The sequence below is a fragment of the Pseudomonas sp. 10(2024) genome (genome assembly GCF_045164175.1).
In the GTDB taxonomy this organism is placed as follows: Bacteria; Pseudomonadota; Gammaproteobacteria; order Pseudomonadales; family Pseudomonadaceae; genus Aquipseudomonas; species Aquipseudomonas alloputida.
Window position 1 is genome coordinate 209,093 of the sequence record NZ_CP174006.1, and the last position, 19,107, is coordinate 228,199.

Here is a 19,107-nt window from a genome sequence, read left to right on the forward strand (position 1 = left end):
ACGGGATGAACGTGCAGAAGTCAGCCGAAGCCGTAGTAAGTGGCGGATAACCGCGCCACCAAGGGCCGAACAGGTTATGCCGCTAGTAGGCGTCACTGTCTCGTTGGTAGCCGTAATGCAGAAATTTCCTACAACGGAATCTGTCACTCCGAATCCCGGCCAGAAGCCGAGGGTGATGCCTGACAGTGCAAAGGTGCCGGCGGCGTCAGCGACGTGGACGAACGCGGAGCCGGACACGCTGATGGAGCGGGTGCTTGCACCGGCCAACCTCAGGCGTGCGTATCAACGCGTGGTTAGCAACAAGGGGGCTCCGGGTGCCGATGGCATGACGGTCGCTGACTTGGCGGGCTACGTGAAACAGTATTGGCCAACCCTCAAGGCCAGGTTGCTGGCCGGTGAATACCATCCCCAAGCAGTGCGAGCGGTTGAAATTCCCAAGCCGCAGGGCGGCACACGGCAACTGGGAATCCCCACCGTCGTGGATCGCCTGATCCAGCAAGCATTACAGCAACAACTCACGCTACTCTTCGATCCGCTGTTTTCGGACTACAGCTACGGTTTTCGTCCGGGCAAAAGCGCTCACCAAGCCGTTGAAATGGCCCGCTCCCATGTGGCGGCGGGGCATCGCTGGTGCGTGGAGCTTGATCTGGAAAAGTTCTTTGATCGGGTCAACCACGACATCCTGATGGCCTGCTTGCAGCGTCGCGTCGAAGACAAGCGAGTGCTTAGGCTCATCCGCCGCTACCTTGAAGCTGGGGCCATGTCGGGCGGTATCGTCAGCCAACGGCAAGAGGGGACACCGCAAGGCGGCCCACTCTCGCCGTTGCTGTCGAATATCCTTCTGGATGAGCTCGACCGCGAATTGGAACGGCGGGGTCATCGCTTCGTGCGCTACGCCGATGATGCGAACATTTATGTGCGCAGTCCTCGGGCGGGCGAGCGGGTGTTGGCCAGTATCGAGCGCTTCCTGTGCCATCGTTTGAAACTGACGGTGAACCGGAAGAAGAGCCAAGTAGCAGGGGCTTGGAAGTGTGACTACTTGGGTTACGGGATGAGCAGGCACCAGCAACCAAGGCTGCGTGTGGCAACGATGAGCCTGGGGCGTTTACGCGACCGGCTCAGAATATTGCTGCGGAGTGTAAGGGCCCGCAAAGTGGCGACTGTCATTGAGCGAATCAACCCTGTCCTGCGAGGCTGGGCTGGCTACTTCAAGCTCAGCCAGAGCAAACGCCCACTTGAGAAATTGGATGGTTGGGTCAGGCATAAACTTCGCTGCGTCATCTGGCGTCAATGGAAACGGCCCTCAACGAGGGCGCGCAACCTGATGCGCCTGGGCCTGAGCGAAGAACGTGCCTGTAAATCGGCCTTTAATGGCCGAGGCCCGTGGTGGAACTCGGGAGCATCTCATGTGAATCAGGCGCTACCGAAGAGGCTATGGGATAGGTTCGGACTGGTCTCGATACTGGATACGATAAACCGGCTTAGCCGTATAACCTGAACCGCCGTGTACGGAACCGTACGCACGGTGGTGTGAGAGGACGGCGGCTGTGAAGCCGCCTCCTACTCGATTTCTTCACGGAATCCCGGGAAAGACAGAAACAAGAACGCCGGTTTGATGGATGATGTTCGTGCGAGCAAACACATCAACAAACCGGCGTTCTTGTGCACGATATTAATACGTTTCTGCCCTTTTGGGAGGGCTTTTCTGTCATTGCCATCAGGCCTGACGGCGACGATCTGCTGATCGACCTGATTCCGCAGCCCACTAGGTTCCCCACCTGCAGCGGCTGCCATCAGCCCAGCACCGCCATCCACGAATACTGCCAGCGTTCGATCCGTGATCTCCCCATTCTTGGCCATGCGGTACGGTTGAATGTGGAACTGCGGCGCGTTGGGTGTCGCGCATGCGGCAAGCGGATGGAGTCAGTCAGCTGGCTTGATCGCTATTCGCGTATGACCCAGCGCTTGGCCGAGGCCGTGATCCAGGCTTGCCAGCGGCTGCCTACCCTGCACGTCGCTGAGCTGTTTGACTTGCATTGGGACAGTGTGCGCTTGCTGGAGCGACGAGCTCTACAAGCCGCTCTAGAGAAGCTACCAAAGGCCCAGCCCAGGCGCCTGGTGATGGACGAGTTCGCCCTGTTCAAAGGCCATCGCTACGCCAGCGTGGTGCTGGACGCCGATACCCGCCGGGTTCTGTGGATTGGCGAAGGACGTAGCAGAGCGGCTGTCAGGCCCTTCTTTGAGGAGTTGGGGCCAGAAGGCTGTGCGCGGATCGAAGCAGTGGCGATGGACATGAACACCGCATTTGACCTGGAGGTACGCCAACACTGCCCTCAGGCACGCGTGGTCTACGACCTGTTTCATGTAGTCGCCAAGTATGGGCGCGAGGTGATTGACCGGGTACGGGTCGACGAAGCCAACCGTCTGCGCCATGACAAACCCGCGCGCAGGGTGATCAAGCAAGCACGCTGGCTACTGCTGCGTAATCCGGAAAATCTCAAGCGAAAAGATCAACAGGTGCACCTGAGGGATCTGCTGTCGGCTAACCAATCGCTGATGACGGTTTATCTGATGAAAGCAGAGTTAAAAGCGCTGTGGTCGCCCACCACCGCCTGGGGTTGGCGATCAGCCTGGAAGCAGTGGCTGCGTCTGGCTGATGAAAGCGCGATACCGGCACTGAAGCAGTTTGCTAAACGCCTGAAGGGATACTGGCGCGGCATCTTGAGCAGGGTGCGATGGCCGATGCATACGGGCCAGCTGGAAGGCATCAACAACCGGATCAAGGTGATCAAGCGGATGGCTTACGGTTACCGGGACAGCGAATTCTTTTTCATGAAGATCAAGAATGACTTTCCCGGCAATCCGTGAAGAACCTTTTTTATGCCCAGATAAGCCGTGTGGCGCTATGGTTATCGGAGGACTGGCTTTGGAAGCTGCGACGGACTGTGTGTCAGGTTATTCAGGAGTAGTTGGCGATGAGCGCTGCAGCCCCCACCCCACCAAGCGTACTGATTGTCGAAGGCGATCCTTGGGTACGGGACATGCTCAGCGAGATGCTGCTCAGCGTGCGCTGTGACGCCCGCCTGCAGGTATGCGCGGACGGCTCGCAGGCGCTCAGTGCCTTGTCCAGCAAGCCTGACCTGATCATCGCCGCCCGTGAGCTGGCCGGTGTCGACGGCCTCGACCTGCTGCGCAAGGTGCGCGCCAAAGGGCCAGGGGTGCCGTTCATTCTCATGAGTAACCGCAATGACAGCGCCAGTGTGCGCGAAGCGCTGCCCCTGCACCCCACGGCGTACCTGAGCAAGCCGCTGAACCTGGATAACCTGCGCAAGCGCCTGCAAGAGTTGCTGCTGGCCGTTGGCGAGGAGATCGCCTGCCCGGTACCGGCGTTGCAGGCGGGGGCCACCCTGTCAGCCTACCTTGAGCAGCGTCGCGCTACCGCCGATGGCGGGCCGCTGCTGGCCGATGTGCAGGTAGCGATCAATCGAGCGCTGAACCCCCAGGGCCTGAACCTCAGGGTGCTCGAAGAGGAAGTGCGTAACGATCCGCAAGTTACGGCGGTGCTGATCGCTGCCGCCAATAGTGCGGCATTGCACCGTGAAGCCCCGGTGCAGACGTTGCTGCAGGCCCTGAACAAGCTTGGCAGTACCCAAAGCATGAACCTGATCCTGGGCATGACCCTCAAGCGCAGCGCCCGCCTCAGTGACCCGCTGTTGGCGGAGCACGCGACCCGTTACTGGGACCTGTCACTGCACACTGCCGAATATGGCCGCACCTTGGCGCGCATGCTCGAGCTGGACGAGGGGCGTTGTTACTGCGCGGGCTTGCTGCATTGCCTGGGCGACCTGGCGGTGTTGCGCTGCCTGCAAGAGTGGCGGTTGGCCGGGGGGGATCTGGACGAGCGCAATGTGCAGCAATCGCTGGAAGAATTTGCTGCGGCATTCGGCTCGGCGTTGCGTACTCGCTGGCGTTTGCCGCTGGCACTGCGCGAGCTGATCGCTGCGATCTACCAGTTGGGTGGTGGCGTTTACTCGCTGGAGATCCTGGCCATGAACCTGGCTGGGCAGTTATCGCGGCTGCCGGCCGGGCAGGGGCTGGAGAAGGTGGCCAGCGGCAAGACGGCGCGCCTGCTCAAGCTTGGCCTGCCGGAGCTGAGGCGGTTGCGCAAAGTGGAGAACCCGGAAGTAAAGCCGCAGGAAGAACCGCCTGTGGCTGAGGCCGAGGTTTCCAGCTGAGATTCGGGGCCGCATTGCGGCCCTTCGCGGGCTTGCCCGCTCCCACAGGCCCGCGAATAGCGGCCACAGCCAGTGCCCGTGCCGCCTGATCAGCCGCGGACTATCTGGTTCTTGCCCTGCCGCTTGGCCCGGTACATTGCCGCATCGGCCCGCGCATACAGGCTGTCCAGCGCCACATCCTCGTCGGTCAGCCCGGTCAGCCCCTGGCTCACCGTCACCCCGTACGTCTGCTGGCCATGGGTGAAGCTCAAGTGCTGAATCTGTCGTTGCAAGCGCTCGGCAATCTGCTCCGCGACCTGGGCGTTGCAGCCCGGAAACACTGCCGCAAATTCTTCGCCGCCAATGCGTCCGAACAGGTCGCCCCGGCGTAGCACGGCCTTGCCGCTGTCGGCGATGTGTTGTAGCACCTGGTCGCCTTCCTGGTGGCCATAGCTGTCATTGATGCGTTTGAAGTCGTCGATATCCAACAGCAGGAAAGCCAGCGGTGTACCGTCCTCACGTGCACTGTCGAAGGCTTGCTGGGCACATTCGAAAAAGTGCCTGCGGTTACTGCTCTGGGTCAGCACGTCGGTGGTGGCCAGGCGCTGCAGTTCGCCTTCAAGCTGCTTCTTCTCGGTGATGTCTTCGGCGATACCGACAATGATTACCCGGTCGCTATCGTGCTGCTGGTTGATGTAGCACTTGTCGCTCAGCCAGCGCAGTTGCCCGTCGGCATTGAGGATGCGGTACTCGCGGTCTTCCACCGCGCCCTTGAGCAGTACCTGGGCCAGGCTACGTTCGGCGAACTCGAGGTCGTCGGGGTAGATGCTGTCACGCCATTCGTTGTAGTCAGCTAGCACCAGGCTGACCGGGCGGCCGAAGATGCGCTCGTAGGCTGGACTCACGTACAGCACCTGACGGGTTTCCCAGTCGAAGGCCCAGAGCACAGCGTTGACGCTGTCGAGCAACGAGCTGAACAGCTGATCACGCTCACTCAGGCGGGCAACCTCTCCTTGGGCGTGGAGCAACGCCAGTAAAGTCTGGGCGGCTTCGGGAGGAGGGGTGCCGGGGAAAATCGTTGGAATGTTCTTGGCCATGTGCACGGAGCAGGTCTCAACGTGAAAGCGTGCGGCCAGCATCCGGCCCGCCACGCAGGCGATATTCCGGATTCGAGTGGAGAGGTGGGGGCGAAGTTCCGAATGGCACGCCCCGCTGCGGGGCGTGCCGATCAACGGCGGTCAGGCGCCGGTCGGGCGCAGCGAGTAAGTCTTGAGTTGTGCTGCGAAGTCGCGCAGTGCCTGGATGCCGCTGGTTTCGGCCTCATGTACCCAGTCTTTCATGGCTGCCAGCATGTCGTGGCCGTTGGCACTGGTGCGCGCCCAGATCTGCTGCAGGGCCAGGCGCTTTTCGTAGATGGTTTTCAGTGCCTGGCTGTGCGCGAGCATGGACTCGATGCGCACGTGGTGGCGGTCTTCCAGCAGGCTGGTTTCGCGAGACAGCAGCCGTTTGGCACGGCGGAAGCGGTGACGCACCGAGGCGTCGACACGGGCCAGTTCCTGTTTCACCAGCGGGCCGATCACCAGCTTGCGGTACTGGGCCATGATCTGGAAGCGGTTGTTGAGGATGGCCATGGCGGTGTCCATGTCCAGGCTGGCCTTGCCGGCCACCCGGTGGGCGATGGGCGCCACGCGCTGCACCTTGGCCAGACGCAGCAGGCAGAACAGGCGGATCCACGCCCAGCCCATGTCGAACTCCCAGCGTTTGACCGAGAGCTTGGCCGAGTTGGGGTAGGTGTGGTGGTTGTTATGCAGTTCTTCACCGCCGATGACGATGCCCCAGGGCACCAGGTTGGTGGCGGCGTCGCGGCACTCGAAGTTGCGATAGCCGAGGGCATGGCCCAGGCCGTTGACCACACCGGCGGCCCAGAACGGAATCCACATCATCTGCACCGCCCATATGGTGATGCCTATGGTGCCGAACAGCAGCAGGTCGATTACCGCCATCAGTGCGATACCGCCCAGTTTGTAACGCGAGTACAGGTTGCGCTCGATCCAGTCATCCGGGCAGTTCTTGCCATAGATGCGCAGGGTTTCGGGGTTGCGCGCCTCTTCACGGTACAGCTCGGCACCTTTGCGCAGCACTGTGCCCAGGCCCTTGTACACCGGGCTGTGCGGGTCGTCGGGGGTTTCGCACTTGGCGTGGTGCTTGCGGTGGACGGCGGTCCACTCGCGGGTGTTCTGCGCCGTGGTCAGCCACAGCCAGAAGCGGAAGAAGTGCTTGAGCGCGCCGTTGAGCTCCAGGGCCCGGTGCGCGGAGTAGCGATGCAGGTAGACCGTGACGCTGACAATGGTCACGTGGGTCATCAACAGAGTGATGCCGACCAGTTGCCAGGCCGACAGGTCGAGCAGGCCGTTATACCACATAGGTGCAAATACCCTCGAAATGCAGGGGGAAGGGCTGATTATCCCTTGGCGGGGAAATAAAACCAGTCAACCGTTGAGATAGGAGGTCACGACATGTTTCAGCCTTTATAATGCCCACTCCTTTTTGATGGCCTTTCCCACCCGACATGTCTGTTTCCGTTCGCGACGCCTTGCGCATGGCTGCGCTGTATGTGGTGCTCTCGATCCTCTGGCTTGCGCTGGCGGAGGTGATGCTGCACAGCATGACTGACGATCCCTTGGCACTGACCGTGGGGCGGCAGATCAACGTGGTGGTCTGGGTGCTGCTCAGTGCCTTGCTGATCTATGTGTCGCGCGTGCGCCTGCTCAATTTCATCGGCCATGGCGCGCGTTTGCGTTGTGAAGACCGTGAACGGCTGCGCATGGCTGCCGCAGTGTTCGACAGTACCCTCGAAGGTGTGCTGGTGACCGACCGCCAAGGCCTGATCGTGCACGTCAATCGTGCCTTCATGCGCATCACCGGCTACCAGCAGGATGAGGTCATCGGCCAGCGCCCGAGCAAGTTCAAGTCGGGCCACCATGGCCTGGCCTTCTACCAGGAGGTTTTCGCCACCCTGGCCGAGAAGGGCGAGTGGAGCGGTGAAATCTGGAATCGGCGCAAAAGCGGCGAGATCTACCCGCAGTGGCAGACTATTTGCGCCATTCGCGACGACGAAGGTGAGCTCAGCCATTACGTGGCGGTGTTCAGTGACATCAGCGCCATCAAGCATTCGGAGCAGGAGCTTGCCTACCTGGCCCACCACGACCCGCTGACTGGCCTGCCCAACCGCCTGCTGTTTACCGACCGGGTGGAGCAGGCATTGGCGGCGGCGCAGGCCAACAAGCGCGGTTGCGCCTTGTTGCTGCTGGACCTGGATCACTTCCAGAGCATAAACGACGGCCTGGGCCATACCATTGGCGACCAGTTGCTGAAGCTGGTGGGCGAGCGTCTGGGGGAGGTGTTGGGTAACGGTGTGACCCTGGCGCGTCTGGGCGGCGACGAATTCGGCGTGCTGGTCGAGAACTGCCAGCAGGTCGGCCAGGCGGGCAAGCTGGCGCAGTGCATCATCGAGCGTATGCGTGAGCCGTTTCAGTTCGACGGCAACCGTCTGTTCATCAGCGCCAGCGTCGGAATCAGCCTTTACCCCAGCGATGCCTTGGGTGCCGAGCAGTTGCTGCGCAATGCCGACTCGGCGTTGTACAAGGCCAAAAGCAACGGGCGGGCCTGCTATGCGCTGTACACCGAAGAGCTGACCGCCCATGCACAGCATCGGGTCGAGACCGCCGCTGAATTGCGTCGGGCCCTGGAGCAGGATGAACTGCGGGTGTACTTCCAGCCGGTACACGACCTGGCATCAGGCCGACAGGTCGGGGTCGAGACGCTGGTGCGCTGGCAGCACCCCAGGCGCGGCCTGGTACCGCCGGGCGAGTTCATCCCGATTGCCGAACGCACCGGCCTGATTGCCGAGATCGATACCTGGGTGCTGCGCCAGGCCTGCCGGCAAATGGTGCAGTGGCAGGCTGAAGGCCGGCAGCTGGCATTTGTGGGGGTGAACATCTCCAGTCGCCTGTTTGGCCAGCATGAGCTGTATCGGCAGGTAGCCGAAGTGCTGCACGACACCGGCCTCGCCCCGGCCTTGCTGGAGCTGGAAGTGACCGAAAGCGCGGTGATGGAAGACCCTGAGGTGGCGCTGGAGCAACTGCACCGCTTGCGCGAACTGGGGGTGACCCTGGCCATCGACGACTTTGGCACCGGGTATTCGTCACTGCTACGGCTCAAGCGTTTGCCGGTGCAGAAGCTGAAAATCGACCAAGGGTTTGTAGCTGGGTTGCCACTGGATGAGGATGACATCGCAATTGTGCGGGTGATCATCGCCTTGGCCCGTAGCATGGGGATGCAGGTGCATGCCGAGGGCATCGAGCAGGCGGAACAGGCCAGCTTCCTGCTGCAGGAGGAGTGCCAGTTGGGTCAAGGGTACTGGTTCGGGCGGCCAGTGCCGGCTGAGGATCTTCGCTGGGATTGAGAGCGGGCTGCAAAGCAGCCCTCAGATTTCAACGCTTGTTCAAACCCTTCGCCAGGCGGTCCCCGCCCAGCTGGATCAACGCCACTAACGCTACCAGCATGGCGATCACGGTCAGCATGATCTGGCTGTCGAAACGCTGGTAGCCATACCGATAGGCGATATCCCCCAGCCCGCCGGCACCAATCGCCCCGGCCATCGCCGACGAGTTGATCAAGGTCACCAAGGTAATGGTGAAGCCCCCGACGATCCCCGGCAGCGCCTCGGGCAACAGTACATGCCAGACGATGTGCCAGCGCCGGCAGCCCATGGCCTGTGCGGCTTCCACCAGACCATGGTCGACCTCACGCAGGCTGACCTCGGCAATCCGCGCAAAGAACGGTGTGGCGGCAATGGTCAGCGGCACCACTGCCGCCCACACACCATAAGTGGTACCCACCACCAGGCGGGTGAAAGGAATCAGCGCAACCATCAGGATCAGAAACGGAATCGAGCGGAACAGGTTGACGAAGGCGCCCAGCACCCGGTTCAGCAGCCGCGCCTCGAAGATCCCGCCCTTGTCGCTGGTCACCAGCAGCACCGCCATGGGTACACCCACCAGCAGGGCGATCAGTGACGAAACCCCAACCATCAGCAGCGTATCCAGCAAGCCTTCCAGCAGGCGATCAATCCACATGGCCCAATACCTCCACGTCCTCGGCCCATCGGCGGGCACGTTCCAGCAATTGATGGGTGTCGTGCGGCGAGTGTTGCACCGAGAGGATGAGTTGCCCCAAGGCATGTTCGCCGATGGTTTCCACGCCGCCCTGCAGCAGACGCACACGCCCGCCCAGGTCGTTGAACAAGGCAGACAGCTCTGGCTCGCCAAGCACCGTCAGTTTCAGCACTACGGCGCTGTTGCCGCTCGCCGGGTGGGCCTGGAGGCTGGCTTGCAGTGCGGCGGGTAGCTTGGCCTGCAAAGGGGCGAGCAGGGTGCGGGTAACCTCGTGGCGGGGTGAGCCAAACACCCGCCAGACCTCGCCCTGCTCGACCACTGCGCCGCGTTCCAGCACCACTACCCGGTGACAGATGTCGCGAATCACCGCCATTTCGTGGGTGATCAGCACGATGGTCAGCCCCAGGCGCTGGTTGATATCGCGCAGCAGCTCCAGGATCGAGGCGGTGGTTTCCGGGTCCAGCGCCGAGGTGGCCTCGTCGCACAGCAGGATCTCGGGGCTGTGCACCAGTGCCCGGGCAATGCCCACGCGCTGTTTCTGCCCGCCGGACAGTTGCGCCGGGTACACGTGATGTTTTTCCTGCAGGCCGACCAGTTCCAGCAATTCGCGCACTTTGCGCTGGCGCTCGGCCCTGGGCACGCCGGCGACCTTCAAAGGCAATTCGACGTTCTGCCACACGGTCTTGGCCGACATCAGGTTGAAGTGCTGGAAGATCATGCCGATGCGCCGGCGCAGGGCCACAAGCTGGTCCTCATCGAAAGGCGCGATATCCACTTGGTCGATCAATACGCGGCCCTGGCTGGGTTGCTCCAGGCGGTTGATGGTGCGCAGCAGTGATGACTTACCGGCGCCGCTGCGGCCGATGATGCCGAAGATCTCGCTATGGCGGATGTTCAGGTCGATGCCTTGCAAGGCCGGTTGCGCCTGGCCCGGGTAGGTCTTGCCCAGGCCGATGAAGCGCACGTGGGCTTCATTGACCTCGGGGCGCAGGGCCTGTTCCCTGGCCAATGGCGGCAGTGCTTGGGGTGTGGGCGCCCTGAGCGCGCTGGCCTGGCTCATTTCAGCCTTCCCAGCCGGCTTGGTAGAGCTTGCCGTGAGCTTTGTTCAACGCAGCGCGCACCGCTGGCGAATGCTGGTAGATGTCGATGAACTTGGCCAGGCGTGGATCGTCCTTGCTTTGCGGGCGAATGACGAACTGGATCACGTATTCCTTGTTTTCCAGCCCGTCGAACAGCAACGCCGAGGTGGCATCGAAGGTGTTGGCCAGGCGGATGTAGGCCGGGTAACCCTGCACCAGGTCGGCGTCGTCGTAGGCTCGTACCAGTTGCACCGCCTCCACCTGAAGGATCTTCAGCTTTTTAGGGTTGGCGACGATGTCATCCTCGGTGGCCTTGTAGCCCACGCCGGGCTTCAGGGTGATCAACCCGGCCTTGGCCAGCAGCAGCAGGCCACGGCCGCTGTTGATCGGGTCGTTGGCGATGGCCACGCTGGCGCCTTCAGGCAGCTCGGCAAAGCTTTTGTACTTTTTCGAGTACAGGCCAACGTTGTTGATGATGCCCGGGGCGTAAGGCACGAGGTTGAAGCCTGCAGCAGCCTTGGCGTTTTCCAGGAACGGGATGTGCTGGAAGTAGTTCGCGTCGATGTCGCCGCTGTTGAGGCTGACATTGGGCGCAATCCAGTCGCTGAACTCGATCAGCTTCACTTCCAGGCCTTGCTTGTGGGCTTCTTCAACCGCGGCTTCCAGCGGAATGGCAAAGGCCGAGGTGGTGCCGATCTTCAACGGCTCGGCAGCAAGGGTACCGGCGCACAGGCCGAGGGTGATGGCAATGGCCGCGACGGGCCGGAACAGTTTCTCAAGCATGGTGCAGGGCTCCAGTCGGGGTAGGGGTAAAGCGGTAAGCCGAGCCAGGGTGGTCGGCGGGTAAGTGCGGGTGGTCGGTATGGAACAGTTTTTCGCGCAGGGTGCCTTCGGTGTAGGCAGTCTTGTAGCGGCCACGCTGCTGAAGTTGCGGGATGACCAGCTCGACGAAGTCCTCGAAGCTTTCCGGGGTGACGGTGCGGGTCAGGTTGAAACCGTCCAGGCCGGTTTCATCGATCCACGCGATCAACTGCTCGGCCACCTGTTCAGGCGCGCCGACCAGGGTTACGTAGCGGCCGCCCAGGGCGTGCTGTTGCAACAGGCGCCGGCGGGTCCAGGCGTTGTCTTGCAACTGGCGCGTGGCTGACTGGATGGCGTTGCCCTGGTTGAAGGCAATGGGTTCGTCCAATTCATAGGCGGCGAAGTCGATGCCAGTGGACGCGGCGAAGTGCGCGACGCCCGCTTCGGCGCTGGCGTGGCGCAGGTACTCGGCGTGTTTGGCCTGGGCCAGTTGCTCGGTGGCCGCAACGATCACCGTGATGCCCATGAACACTTTGACTGCCTGCGGGTCGCGGCCGGCGGCCTGGGCGGCCGCGCGAACCTTGTCGACCTGGGCGCGGGTGGCTGCCTTGTCTTGGCCACTGATGAACACGCATTCGGCATGGTTGCCGGCGAAGGCCAGGCCACGCGGCGAGCTGCCGGCCTGGAACAGCACCGGGGTGCGCTGCGGTGAGGGCTCGCACAGGTGGTAGCCTTCGACCTTGTAGAACTCGCCCTGGTGCTGAACCTTGCGCACCTTGTCGGGCGTGGCATAGACGCGATGCTCGCGGTCGGCGACCACTGCGTCATCGGCCCAGCTGCCTTCCAGCAGCTTGTACAACACCTGCAGGTATTCATCGGCCTGGTCGTAGCGGCGATCATGCGCCGGTTGCTGCGCCAGGCCCATGGCCCGGGCAGCGCTGTCGAGGTAGCCGGTGACAATGTTCCAGCCCACCCGGCCATTGCTCAGGTGGTCGAGTGTGGAAAGTCGCCGGGCGAACAGGTACGGCGCCTCGTAGGTGAGGTTGGCGGTAAGGCCAAAACCCAGGTGGCGGGTGACCGCAGCCATGGCGGAGACCAGCAGCAGCGGGTCGTTGACTGGCAGCTGGATCGACTCCTTGAGGGTGACGTCCAGTGACTGGCCGTAGATGTCGTAGGTGCCGACGATGTCGGCAATGAAAAGCCCGTCGAACAGGCCGCGCTCCAGCAGGCGTGCCAGGTTGGTCCAGTAGTCCAGGGTCTTGTACTGGGTTGAAGTGTCCCGTGGGTGGGTCCACAGACCGTGGTTGATGTGCCCGATGCAGTTCATGTTGAAGGCATTGAGCAGAATCTGCTTGGCCATCAGATGGTCCCCCGGCGTGGCGGGTTGGCATCGTTGAGGTAGTAGTTGCCGATGGCGTGGTACTTCCAGCGCACCGGATCGTGCAGGGTGTGCACGCGAGCATTGCGCCAGTGGCGGTCGAGGTTGTGTTCGGCCAATGTTGCCTGGCTGCCGCCCAGTTCGAACAGGGTGGTACCGGCGGCGAGGGAAATTTCGGTGCTGATGGCGCGTGCTTCGGCCACGGCAATGGAGGCGGCGGCCACGTTGTCGGCAGTGCTGTCGTCGCGGGCGCGGTCGAGGTATTCGCCTGCGCGCTCCAGCAGGGCTTCGGCCGCGTGCAAGCGGACCGCCAGATGGCCGAAGCTTTTCAGCGTCAGCGGGTCATCCGTGGCCTTGTCCAGGCCGGAGTCGACCCACGGACGGCTGCGGGTGCGCACGAAGTGCAGGGCGTCTTCATAGGCGGCGCGGGCAATGCCGGTGTCGATGGCGGCATGGAGGATCTGCGCCAGCGGGCCAACCGGGGTGGGGCGCTCGAAGGCGCTCTGGAACGGCACCACGTCGGCTGCGCTGACGTACACGTTATCGAACACCACCGAACCGCTGCCGGTGGTGCGCTGGCCGAAGCCGCTCCAGTCGTCGATCACCTGCAGCCCCTGGCTGTCGGCCGGGACGAAGGCCAACTGTTGTATACCTTGTTCATCCACGACCGAGGTTGGAATGCGCTGGGCATAGATGGCGCCTGTGGAATAGAACTTGCGCCCGTTGATGCGGAAACCGTCGCCGTCACGGCTCAGGCGGGTGGTGCGCTCGTGGGCGGTCTTGGTGCCCAGCTCGGCCAGGGCATTGCCGAAACGGCGGCCGGCCAGTACCTCGGCGTACAGGCGCTGTTGCTGTTCGGGGCTGCCGTTTACCCGCAGCACTTCCAGACCGTAGAAATGATTCTGCGGAATCTGCCCGAGCGAACCGTCGGCCTGCGCGATACGGGCGATGACCTTGGCCAGGGTGACGTTGGACACGCCGGCACCGCCGAAGGCTTTGGGCACGCTGATGGCCCACAGGCCGGAACGGGTGAACAGCTCGAGTTCGGCCAGCGGCAGGCGGCGCTCGCGGTCGCGCAAGGCGCTGTCGCGGCGCAGTTGCTGGGCGATGTCTTCGGCGACGGCCAGGGCTTGGGCGTCGCTGGTGATGATAGCAATTGTCATGGAGTTCTCCGGGGGCCGCTTCGTGGCCCTTCGCGGGCTTGCCCGCTCCCACAGGTAAAGTGATGCCGGTTCAGGCGGTGACAATCCTGTGGCAGCGGGAAAGCCCGCGAAGGGCTGCGCAGCAGCCCCAAAGGCAGCAAATCAGATCCAGGAATGCCGTGCAGGCAGGGTGCCGTTAAGGTGGTAAGCGCCCACCGCGTGGTACTTCCAGCGCACCGGGTCGTGCAGGGTGTGCACCCGGGCATTTCGCCAGTGGCGGTCGAGGTTGAACTCGGCAAGGGTGGCGCGGCTGCCGGCCAGCTCGAACAGCTTTTCGCTGGCCTGCAGGGCAATCTCGGTGGTCAGCACCTTGGCCTCGGCCACCGCAATCGAGGCCCGTGCCGCGCTGGCTGCGTCGATAGGCGCAGCATTGACCTCGTCGAGTACCCGAGCAGCTTTGCGCAGCAGCGCTTCGGCGGCGTGCAGCTCGAGTTTCAGGCGGCCGATGTCGGCAATTACATAAGGGTCGTCACTGGCACGGTCGACGTTGGCTTCAATCCACGGCCGGGACTTTTCGCGCACGAACGTGATCGCATCATCGATAGCCGCTTCGGCGATGCCGGCGTCGATCGCCGCCTGGATCAGCTGCGAAGCGGCGCCCTGAATGTTGGGGATATCGCGCTGGCGCCAGTTGTCGATCACCAGTTCCGCGTCCACCGGCACCTGGTCCAGCAGCACGGTACCGCTGGCGGTGGTGCGCTGGCCGAACCCGGACCAGTCATCGACAATGCGCAATCCCGGGCTTCCCCGGCGCACGAATGCCAGGCGCTGGCGGCCTTCATCGTCGAGGGCTTTTACCGCCACCCAATGGGCGAACAAGGCACCGGTGGAGTAGAACTTCTCGCCACTTATGCGGTAGCTGTCGCCGGCGCGCGTGATTCGGGCCTTGAGGGTGAGGGTATCCTTGGTGCCACGTTCAGGCCCGGCATTGCCGATGCGCCAGCCGTCGAGCACGCTGCGGAAGATCAGCGCTTGTTGCGCCTCGCTGGCCGTCAGGCGCAGCAGTTGCAGCATGCCGAACTGGTTCTGCGGGATCTGCCCCAGGGCGGGGTCGGCGGCGCTGATCAGGCGGAACACTTCGGCGACGGTTGCGAACGACACGTCGGGGCCACCGTAGGCCTTGGGTACGGTGATGCTGCCCAGACCGCTGCGGGTAAACAGTTCGATTTCGGCCCAGGGCAGTTTGCGTTGCTGGTCGCGCCGGGCAGCTTGCTCACGGGCGACCTCGGCCAGCTCGCGGGCCGCTTGCAGGGCTTCGGCGTCGTTGCGCAGTACCTTGGCCGGCAGCAGCGGGGGCGAGCTGTCGAGATCGCTATGGAATTGGGTGTTGGCTTGGCTGGGCATCAGTGCCGCTCCTTGGCTGCACTCAATGCCCTGGCGTTACGCACTGGGGTGATTGTGATCCTGACCATTCCTGACCTCACAAAATAGTTATGTCGCTACAGCTGATCGCGACAGACGTGTGCTGGTCCGGTGGTCCGGTATATATACCCTAATGATTTATAAAAATTTTATGAACTAACTTTTTGGAATATTTATAGAAGGGGGGATTTGTTAGGGGCGTGCCGGCCTCTTCGCGGGTAAACCCGCTCCTACACACATGCCTCAAGATCTGTGCACTGTAGGAGCGGGTTTACCCGCGAAAGGGCCGGAACAGGTTTACTCGGAGGCCGCAGTCCCGAGGAACTTGCGCAAGAACTGCCGCGTACGCTCTTCCTTCGGCGCTGCAAACAGGGCCTTGGCCTCGCCCTGCTCCACGATCACGCCCTTGTCGAAGAAGATCACCCGGTTCGCCACGTCCCGGGCAAAGCTCATCTCGTGGGTGACGATGATCATGGTGCGCTTTTCCTCGGCCAGGCCGCGGATGGTCGCCAGTACTTCACCGACCAGCTCCGGGTCCAGCGCCGAGGTCGGTTCGTCGAACAGGATTACCTCCGGTTCCATGGCCAGGGCACGGGCGATGGCCACGCGTTGCTGCTGGCCGCCGGACAGGCGCCGTGGGTAGGCGTCTTCCTTGCCCGCCAGGCCGACTTTGGCCAGCAGGCGCCGGCCAAGCTCGATGGCCTGCTCGCGAGGCGTCTTCTTGACGATCACCGGCCCCTCGATCACGTTCTCCAGGGCGGTGCGGTGGGGGAACAGGTTGAAGTTCTGGAACACGAACCCGGCCTGCTGGCGCAGACGGCGAATCGCACTCTGCTGCCCGCCCAAAGGTCGGTTGGCATCGATGCTGATGGCGCCGATCTGGATCTGCCCGGCATCGGGGGTTTCCAGCAGGTTAAGGCAGCGCAGGAAGGTGGTTTTGCCCGAGCCACTGGGGCCGATGATGGCCACCACTTCACCGGGCTGCACGGTCAGGTCGATACCGTTGAGCACGGTCTGGCCCTTGAACCGCTTGGTCAGGCCTTTGACTTCAATCATGCTCAATGCTCCTGGTCATGCTGGTTGACCCGCGCTTCCATGCGGTTCTGGAAGTGCGCAAGGATGCTGCACAGCACCCAGTAGATGACCGCGACCGCCACGTACATGGTGAACACTTCGAACGTGCGCGCAGTAATCAGCTGGGCTTGGCGGAACAGCTCGGGCACCTGGATGGTCGCCGCCAGGGCGGTGTCCTTTACCAGCGAGATGAAGCTGTTGCCCAGCGGTGGCAACGCGGTGCGCAAGGCCTGCGGCAGGATCGCCCGGCGCATGGCTTGCACGCGGGTCATGCCGATGCTGGCGGCTGCTTCCCACTGGCCGCGGTCGATCGAGGAAATCGCTGCGCGCAGGATCTCGCAGATGTAGGCCGCCATGTTCAGCGACAGGCCGATCAGCGAAGCGGGGATTGGGTCGAGCTCGATGCCGATTTGCGGCATGCCGAAATAGATGACGAACAGCTGCACCAGCAGCGGCGTGCCGCGGAAGAACGACACGTAGACCCGCGCCAGCCAGTTCAGCGGCAGAATCTTCGACAGCCGCATCAGCGCCAGGGCAAAGCCCAGCACCAGACCGAAGAACATGCCGCCGACACTGAGCAGCACCGTATAACCCGCGCCCTTCAGCAGGAAGGGCGCGGAGTCGACAACGAGTTGCAGGCTTTCAGCGATCATTTGGTGACATCGGCACCGAAGTACTTCTCGGACAGCTTGGCCAGCGTGCCGTCAGCTTTTAGCTTGTCGATGGCCTTGTTGATAGCTGCCAACAGTTCCGGCTCACCTTTGCGCAGGGCCACGCCGCTTTCCAGGCGCGAGAAGGCATCGCCAGCAAGTTGGGTGTCCTTGGCTTTTTGCGCGTATTCCAGCGCGGCCAGGCGGTCGATCAGGATGGCGTCGATGCGGCCGTTGCGCAGGTCAGCGAACTTGCTTGGGTCATCTTCATAGGTGCGCACATCGGCTTGTGGCACGTCCTTTTTCACCCACTGCTCGTAGTTGGTGCCAAGGCCTACGCCGACCTTTTTGCCGGCCAGGTCCTGTGCGCCCTTGATGTTCAGCTGCTCGGCTTTCTTCTTCAGGATCAGTGCCTGGATGCCGGAGACAGTGTAGGGCTCGGAGAAGTCGTACTTTTTCTTGCGCTCTTCGGAAATGGTCACCTGATTGACCACTACATCCAGGCGTTTGGATTCCAGTGCGGCGAGGATGCCGTCCCACTTGGTCGGCTGGATCTTGGCCTTGACCCCCAGCTCCTTGGCCAGCAGCTCGGACAGCTCCACTTCGAAGCCGGTCAGTTTGCCGTTTTCGTCCTGGAAGCTGAATGGCGGGTAGGTGCCCTCGAGGCCGACGTTGATGACGCCCTTTTCCTGGATGGTCTTCAATTGCTCGCCAGCGAAAGCCTGACTGAGCAGGCCGGCACCCAGCAGGAGGGCCAGGCTGGCGTTGAGTAGCGGTTTGGCGAATTTCGACATGGCAGAGCCCCGCGCTTGTTGTCTAGGTAGTGAGGTGGCGACTATAGGGTTGGCTGATTAGGCCGGGAAATACTAAAAAATAACTTTAATATTCCCTTTTTTGATTTTTGCCAGGTGCCGGCTGCTTTGAGGGTAGGCGAGGATACCCACTCCGTCATCGCGGCTTATGCCTGACTTAGCGCAGGATGGAATAAAGCGTTGTTTTTTCCAAGCCTCGGATTTGCCGTAAAGTGGATTGCATGCACGCAGGTTCGGCCCTTTCGCGGGCCTGGCAACAAAATCAGATGGCCTATACGGCAGGAGAAAACCGTGAGCGAACAACCTTCATCCGCGCATTGGCAGTTGCAGAGCATTGTCACTGGCCTGCGCGGAGCCCGTGAGCAATGGCGCACCCGCAATGGCCGCAGTATTGGCGAGCAGGGCGGGCGCGAGCTGCCGTCGCGCGAAGCGATGCGGCAGATTCTGGAGCAACTGTGCGGGGCGCTGTTCCCCATGCGCCTGGGGCCAGTCGACCTGCGCGAAGAAAGTGAAGACTTCTACGTCGGCCATACCCTGGATGCCGCGCTGACCGCCTTGCTGGCCCAGGCTCGTCTTGAACTTCGCTACGCGGCACGGCAAAGCAAGGCTGAGCTGGCGGGCGTCGACGCCCGTGCGCTGAGCCTGATCCAGGGCTTTGCAGCTGCGCTGCCGGAACTGCGCGTTCTGCTCGACACCGATGTGCTGGCCGCCTACCACGGCGACCCAGCAGCGCGCAGCGTCGATGAAGTGCTGCTGTGCTACCCGGGCATCCTGGCGATCATCCACCACCGGCTGGCTCACCACCTTTACAAGGCCGGGCTGCCGCTGCTGGCGCGGATCAGTTCGGAGCTGGCGCATTCGGCCACCGGTATCGACATTCACCCCGGGGCGCAGATCGGCCCGAGCTTCTTCATCGATCATGGTACGGGTGTGGTGATTGGTGAAACCGCGATCATCGGCGAGCGCGTGCGCATCTACCAGGCGGTGACCCTGGGCGCCAAGCGTTTCCCCAGCGATGAGTCGGGTACGCTGCATAAAGGCCTGCCACGCCACCCGATCGTCGAGGACGATGTGGTGATCTATGCCGGGGCCACGGTGCTGGGGCGTATTACCATCGGCAAGGGTTCGACCATTGGCGGTAATGTGTGGCTGACTCGCAGTGTGCCGGCTGAAAGCAACATTACTCAGGCCAACCTGCAGCTGGATTGCCAGGACAAGAACTGATCCCGCATTGAAATTGCCTGTGCTGGCCTCTTCGCGGGCAAGCCCGCTCCTACAAAGAACATACCAATGTAGGGGAGGGCTAACCCGCGAAGAGGCCGGAACAGGACGACACCAATCAGCGCCCCAATTCGCAT

General features: G+C 62.4%; 17 protein-coding genes. 5 read left to right on the top strand and 12 right to left on the bottom strand.

What is annotated here, in order from left to right; all coding sequences use genetic code 11:
* The first annotated feature begins 76 nt into the window (after positions 1–76).
* Positions 77–1,498, top strand: coding sequence for a group II intron reverse transcriptase/maturase (ltrA, locus tag ACI7M0_RS00870; RefSeq protein WP_029886716.1), 1,422 nt, complete (start codon positions 77–79; stop codon positions 1,496–1,498).
* A 62-nt stretch (positions 1,499–1,560) separates the two neighbouring features.
* Here ltrA and ACI7M0_RS00875 read toward each other — a convergent pair whose 3' ends face one another.
* Positions 1,561–1,815, bottom strand: coding sequence for a hypothetical protein (locus ACI7M0_RS00875; RefSeq protein ID WP_405314545.1), 255 nt, complete (start codon positions 1,813–1,815; stop codon positions 1,561–1,563).
* Here ACI7M0_RS00875 and ACI7M0_RS00880 point away from each other — a divergent pair.
* Both ACI7M0_RS00880 and ACI7M0_RS00885 read left to right on the top strand, forming a co-directional pair.
* On the top strand, positions 1,711–2,868 hold the full coding sequence (locus ACI7M0_RS00880; RefSeq protein ID WP_405314605.1) for an ISL3 family transposase: 1,158 nt from the start codon (positions 1,711–1,713) through the stop codon (positions 2,866–2,868). The two genes, ACI7M0_RS00875 and ACI7M0_RS00880, sit on opposite strands and share 105 nt — an antisense overlap.
* A gap of 107 nt (positions 2,869–2,975) precedes the next feature.
* Entirely contained in the window at positions 2,976–4,235 is a 1,260-nt protein-coding gene (locus ACI7M0_RS00885) for a response regulator (protein ID WP_129971891.1), read from the top strand.
* An 89-nt stretch (positions 4,236–4,324) separates the two neighbouring features.
* Here ACI7M0_RS00885 and ACI7M0_RS00890 read toward each other — a convergent pair whose 3' ends face one another.
* Both ACI7M0_RS00890 and desA read right to left on the bottom strand, forming a co-directional pair.
* Positions 4,325–5,353: a sensor domain-containing diguanylate cyclase gene (locus tag ACI7M0_RS00890; RefSeq protein WP_064491760.1), complete on the bottom strand. Its 1,029-nt coding sequence runs from the start codon at positions 5,351–5,353 to the stop codon at positions 4,325–4,327.
* Positions 5,354–5,452: 99 nt separating this feature from the next.
* Complete coding sequence (gene desA, locus ACI7M0_RS00895; protein ID WP_010951599.1) at positions 5,453–6,637, bottom strand: delta-9 fatty acid desaturase DesA; 1,185 nt, start codon at positions 6,635–6,637, stop codon at positions 5,453–5,455.
* Between the two features lie 146 nt (positions 6,638–6,783).
* Between desA and dibA the strand changes: the two genes are divergently transcribed.
* On the top strand, positions 6,784–8,679 hold the full coding sequence (gene dibA / locus ACI7M0_RS00900) for a phosphodiesterase DibA (protein WP_129932965.1): 1,896 nt from the start codon (positions 6,784–6,786) through the stop codon (positions 8,677–8,679).
* 28 nt (positions 8,680–8,707) lie between these two features.
* Here the strand turns inward: dibA and ACI7M0_RS00905 are convergent, their stop codons facing one another.
* The 9 genes from ACI7M0_RS00905 to tcyJ all read right to left on the bottom strand — a co-directional run bounded on the left by ACI7M0_RS00905 (position 8,708) and on the right by tcyJ (position 17,731).
* Positions 8,708–9,352: a methionine ABC transporter permease gene (locus ACI7M0_RS00905; protein ID WP_010951601.1), complete on the bottom strand. Its 645-nt coding sequence runs from the start codon at positions 9,350–9,352 to the stop codon at positions 8,708–8,710.
* The gene (locus ACI7M0_RS00910) at positions 9,342–10,451 is read right to left on the bottom strand and encodes a methionine ABC transporter ATP-binding protein (RefSeq protein WP_129932966.1); all 1,110 of its coding nucleotides are present in this window, start codon (positions 10,449–10,451) and stop codon (positions 9,342–9,344) included. Before ACI7M0_RS00910 ends, ACI7M0_RS00905 begins: the two co-directional genes overlap by 11 nt.
* Before the next feature lies 1 nt (position 10,452).
* Entirely contained in the window at positions 10,453–11,253 is an 801-nt protein-coding gene (locus ACI7M0_RS00915) for a MetQ/NlpA family ABC transporter substrate-binding protein (protein WP_129932967.1), read from the bottom strand.
* Entirely contained in the window at positions 11,246–12,631 is a 1,386-nt protein-coding gene (locus tag ACI7M0_RS00920) for an LLM class flavin-dependent oxidoreductase (protein ID WP_054889040.1), read from the bottom strand. The genes ACI7M0_RS00915 and ACI7M0_RS00920 overlap by 8 nt, the downstream gene beginning before the upstream one ends.
* On the bottom strand, positions 12,631–13,812 hold the full coding sequence (locus tag ACI7M0_RS00925) for an SfnB family sulfur acquisition oxidoreductase (RefSeq protein ID WP_104960588.1): 1,182 nt from the start codon (positions 13,810–13,812) through the stop codon (positions 12,631–12,633). Before ACI7M0_RS00925 ends, ACI7M0_RS00920 begins: the two co-directional genes overlap by 1 nt.
* A 141-nt stretch (positions 13,813–13,953) precedes the next feature.
* Positions 13,954–15,195, bottom strand: coding sequence for an SfnB family sulfur acquisition oxidoreductase (locus ACI7M0_RS00930; RefSeq protein WP_129932968.1), 1,242 nt, complete (start codon positions 15,193–15,195; stop codon positions 13,954–13,956).
* A gap of 315 nt (positions 15,196–15,510) precedes the next feature.
* Complete coding sequence (gene tcyN, locus ACI7M0_RS00935; protein WP_010951607.1) at positions 15,511–16,269, bottom strand: L-cystine ABC transporter ATP-binding protein TcyN; 759 nt, start codon at positions 16,267–16,269, stop codon at positions 15,511–15,513.
* A 2-nt stretch (positions 16,270–16,271) separates the two neighbouring features.
* Positions 16,272–16,940, bottom strand: coding sequence for a cystine ABC transporter permease (tcyL, locus tag ACI7M0_RS00940; protein WP_003255849.1), 669 nt, complete (start codon positions 16,938–16,940; stop codon positions 16,272–16,274).
* Positions 16,937–17,731 (bottom strand): cystine ABC transporter substrate-binding protein, encoded by a 795-nt coding sequence (tcyJ, locus tag ACI7M0_RS00945; protein ID WP_003255847.1) that lies wholly within the window; start codon positions 17,729–17,731, stop codon positions 16,937–16,939. Before tcyJ ends, tcyL begins: the two co-directional genes overlap by 4 nt.
* A gap of 309 nt (positions 17,732–18,040) precedes the next feature.
* Here tcyJ and epsC point away from each other — a divergent pair, with 309 nt between their 5' ends.
* Positions 18,041–18,973 carry a serine O-acetyltransferase EpsC gene (epsC, locus tag ACI7M0_RS00950; protein WP_003255846.1) on the top strand — a complete coding sequence of 311 codons (933 nt, stop codon included), beginning with the start codon at positions 18,041–18,043 and terminating at the stop codon, positions 18,971–18,973.
* Positions 18,974–19,107: the final 134 nt, after the last annotated feature.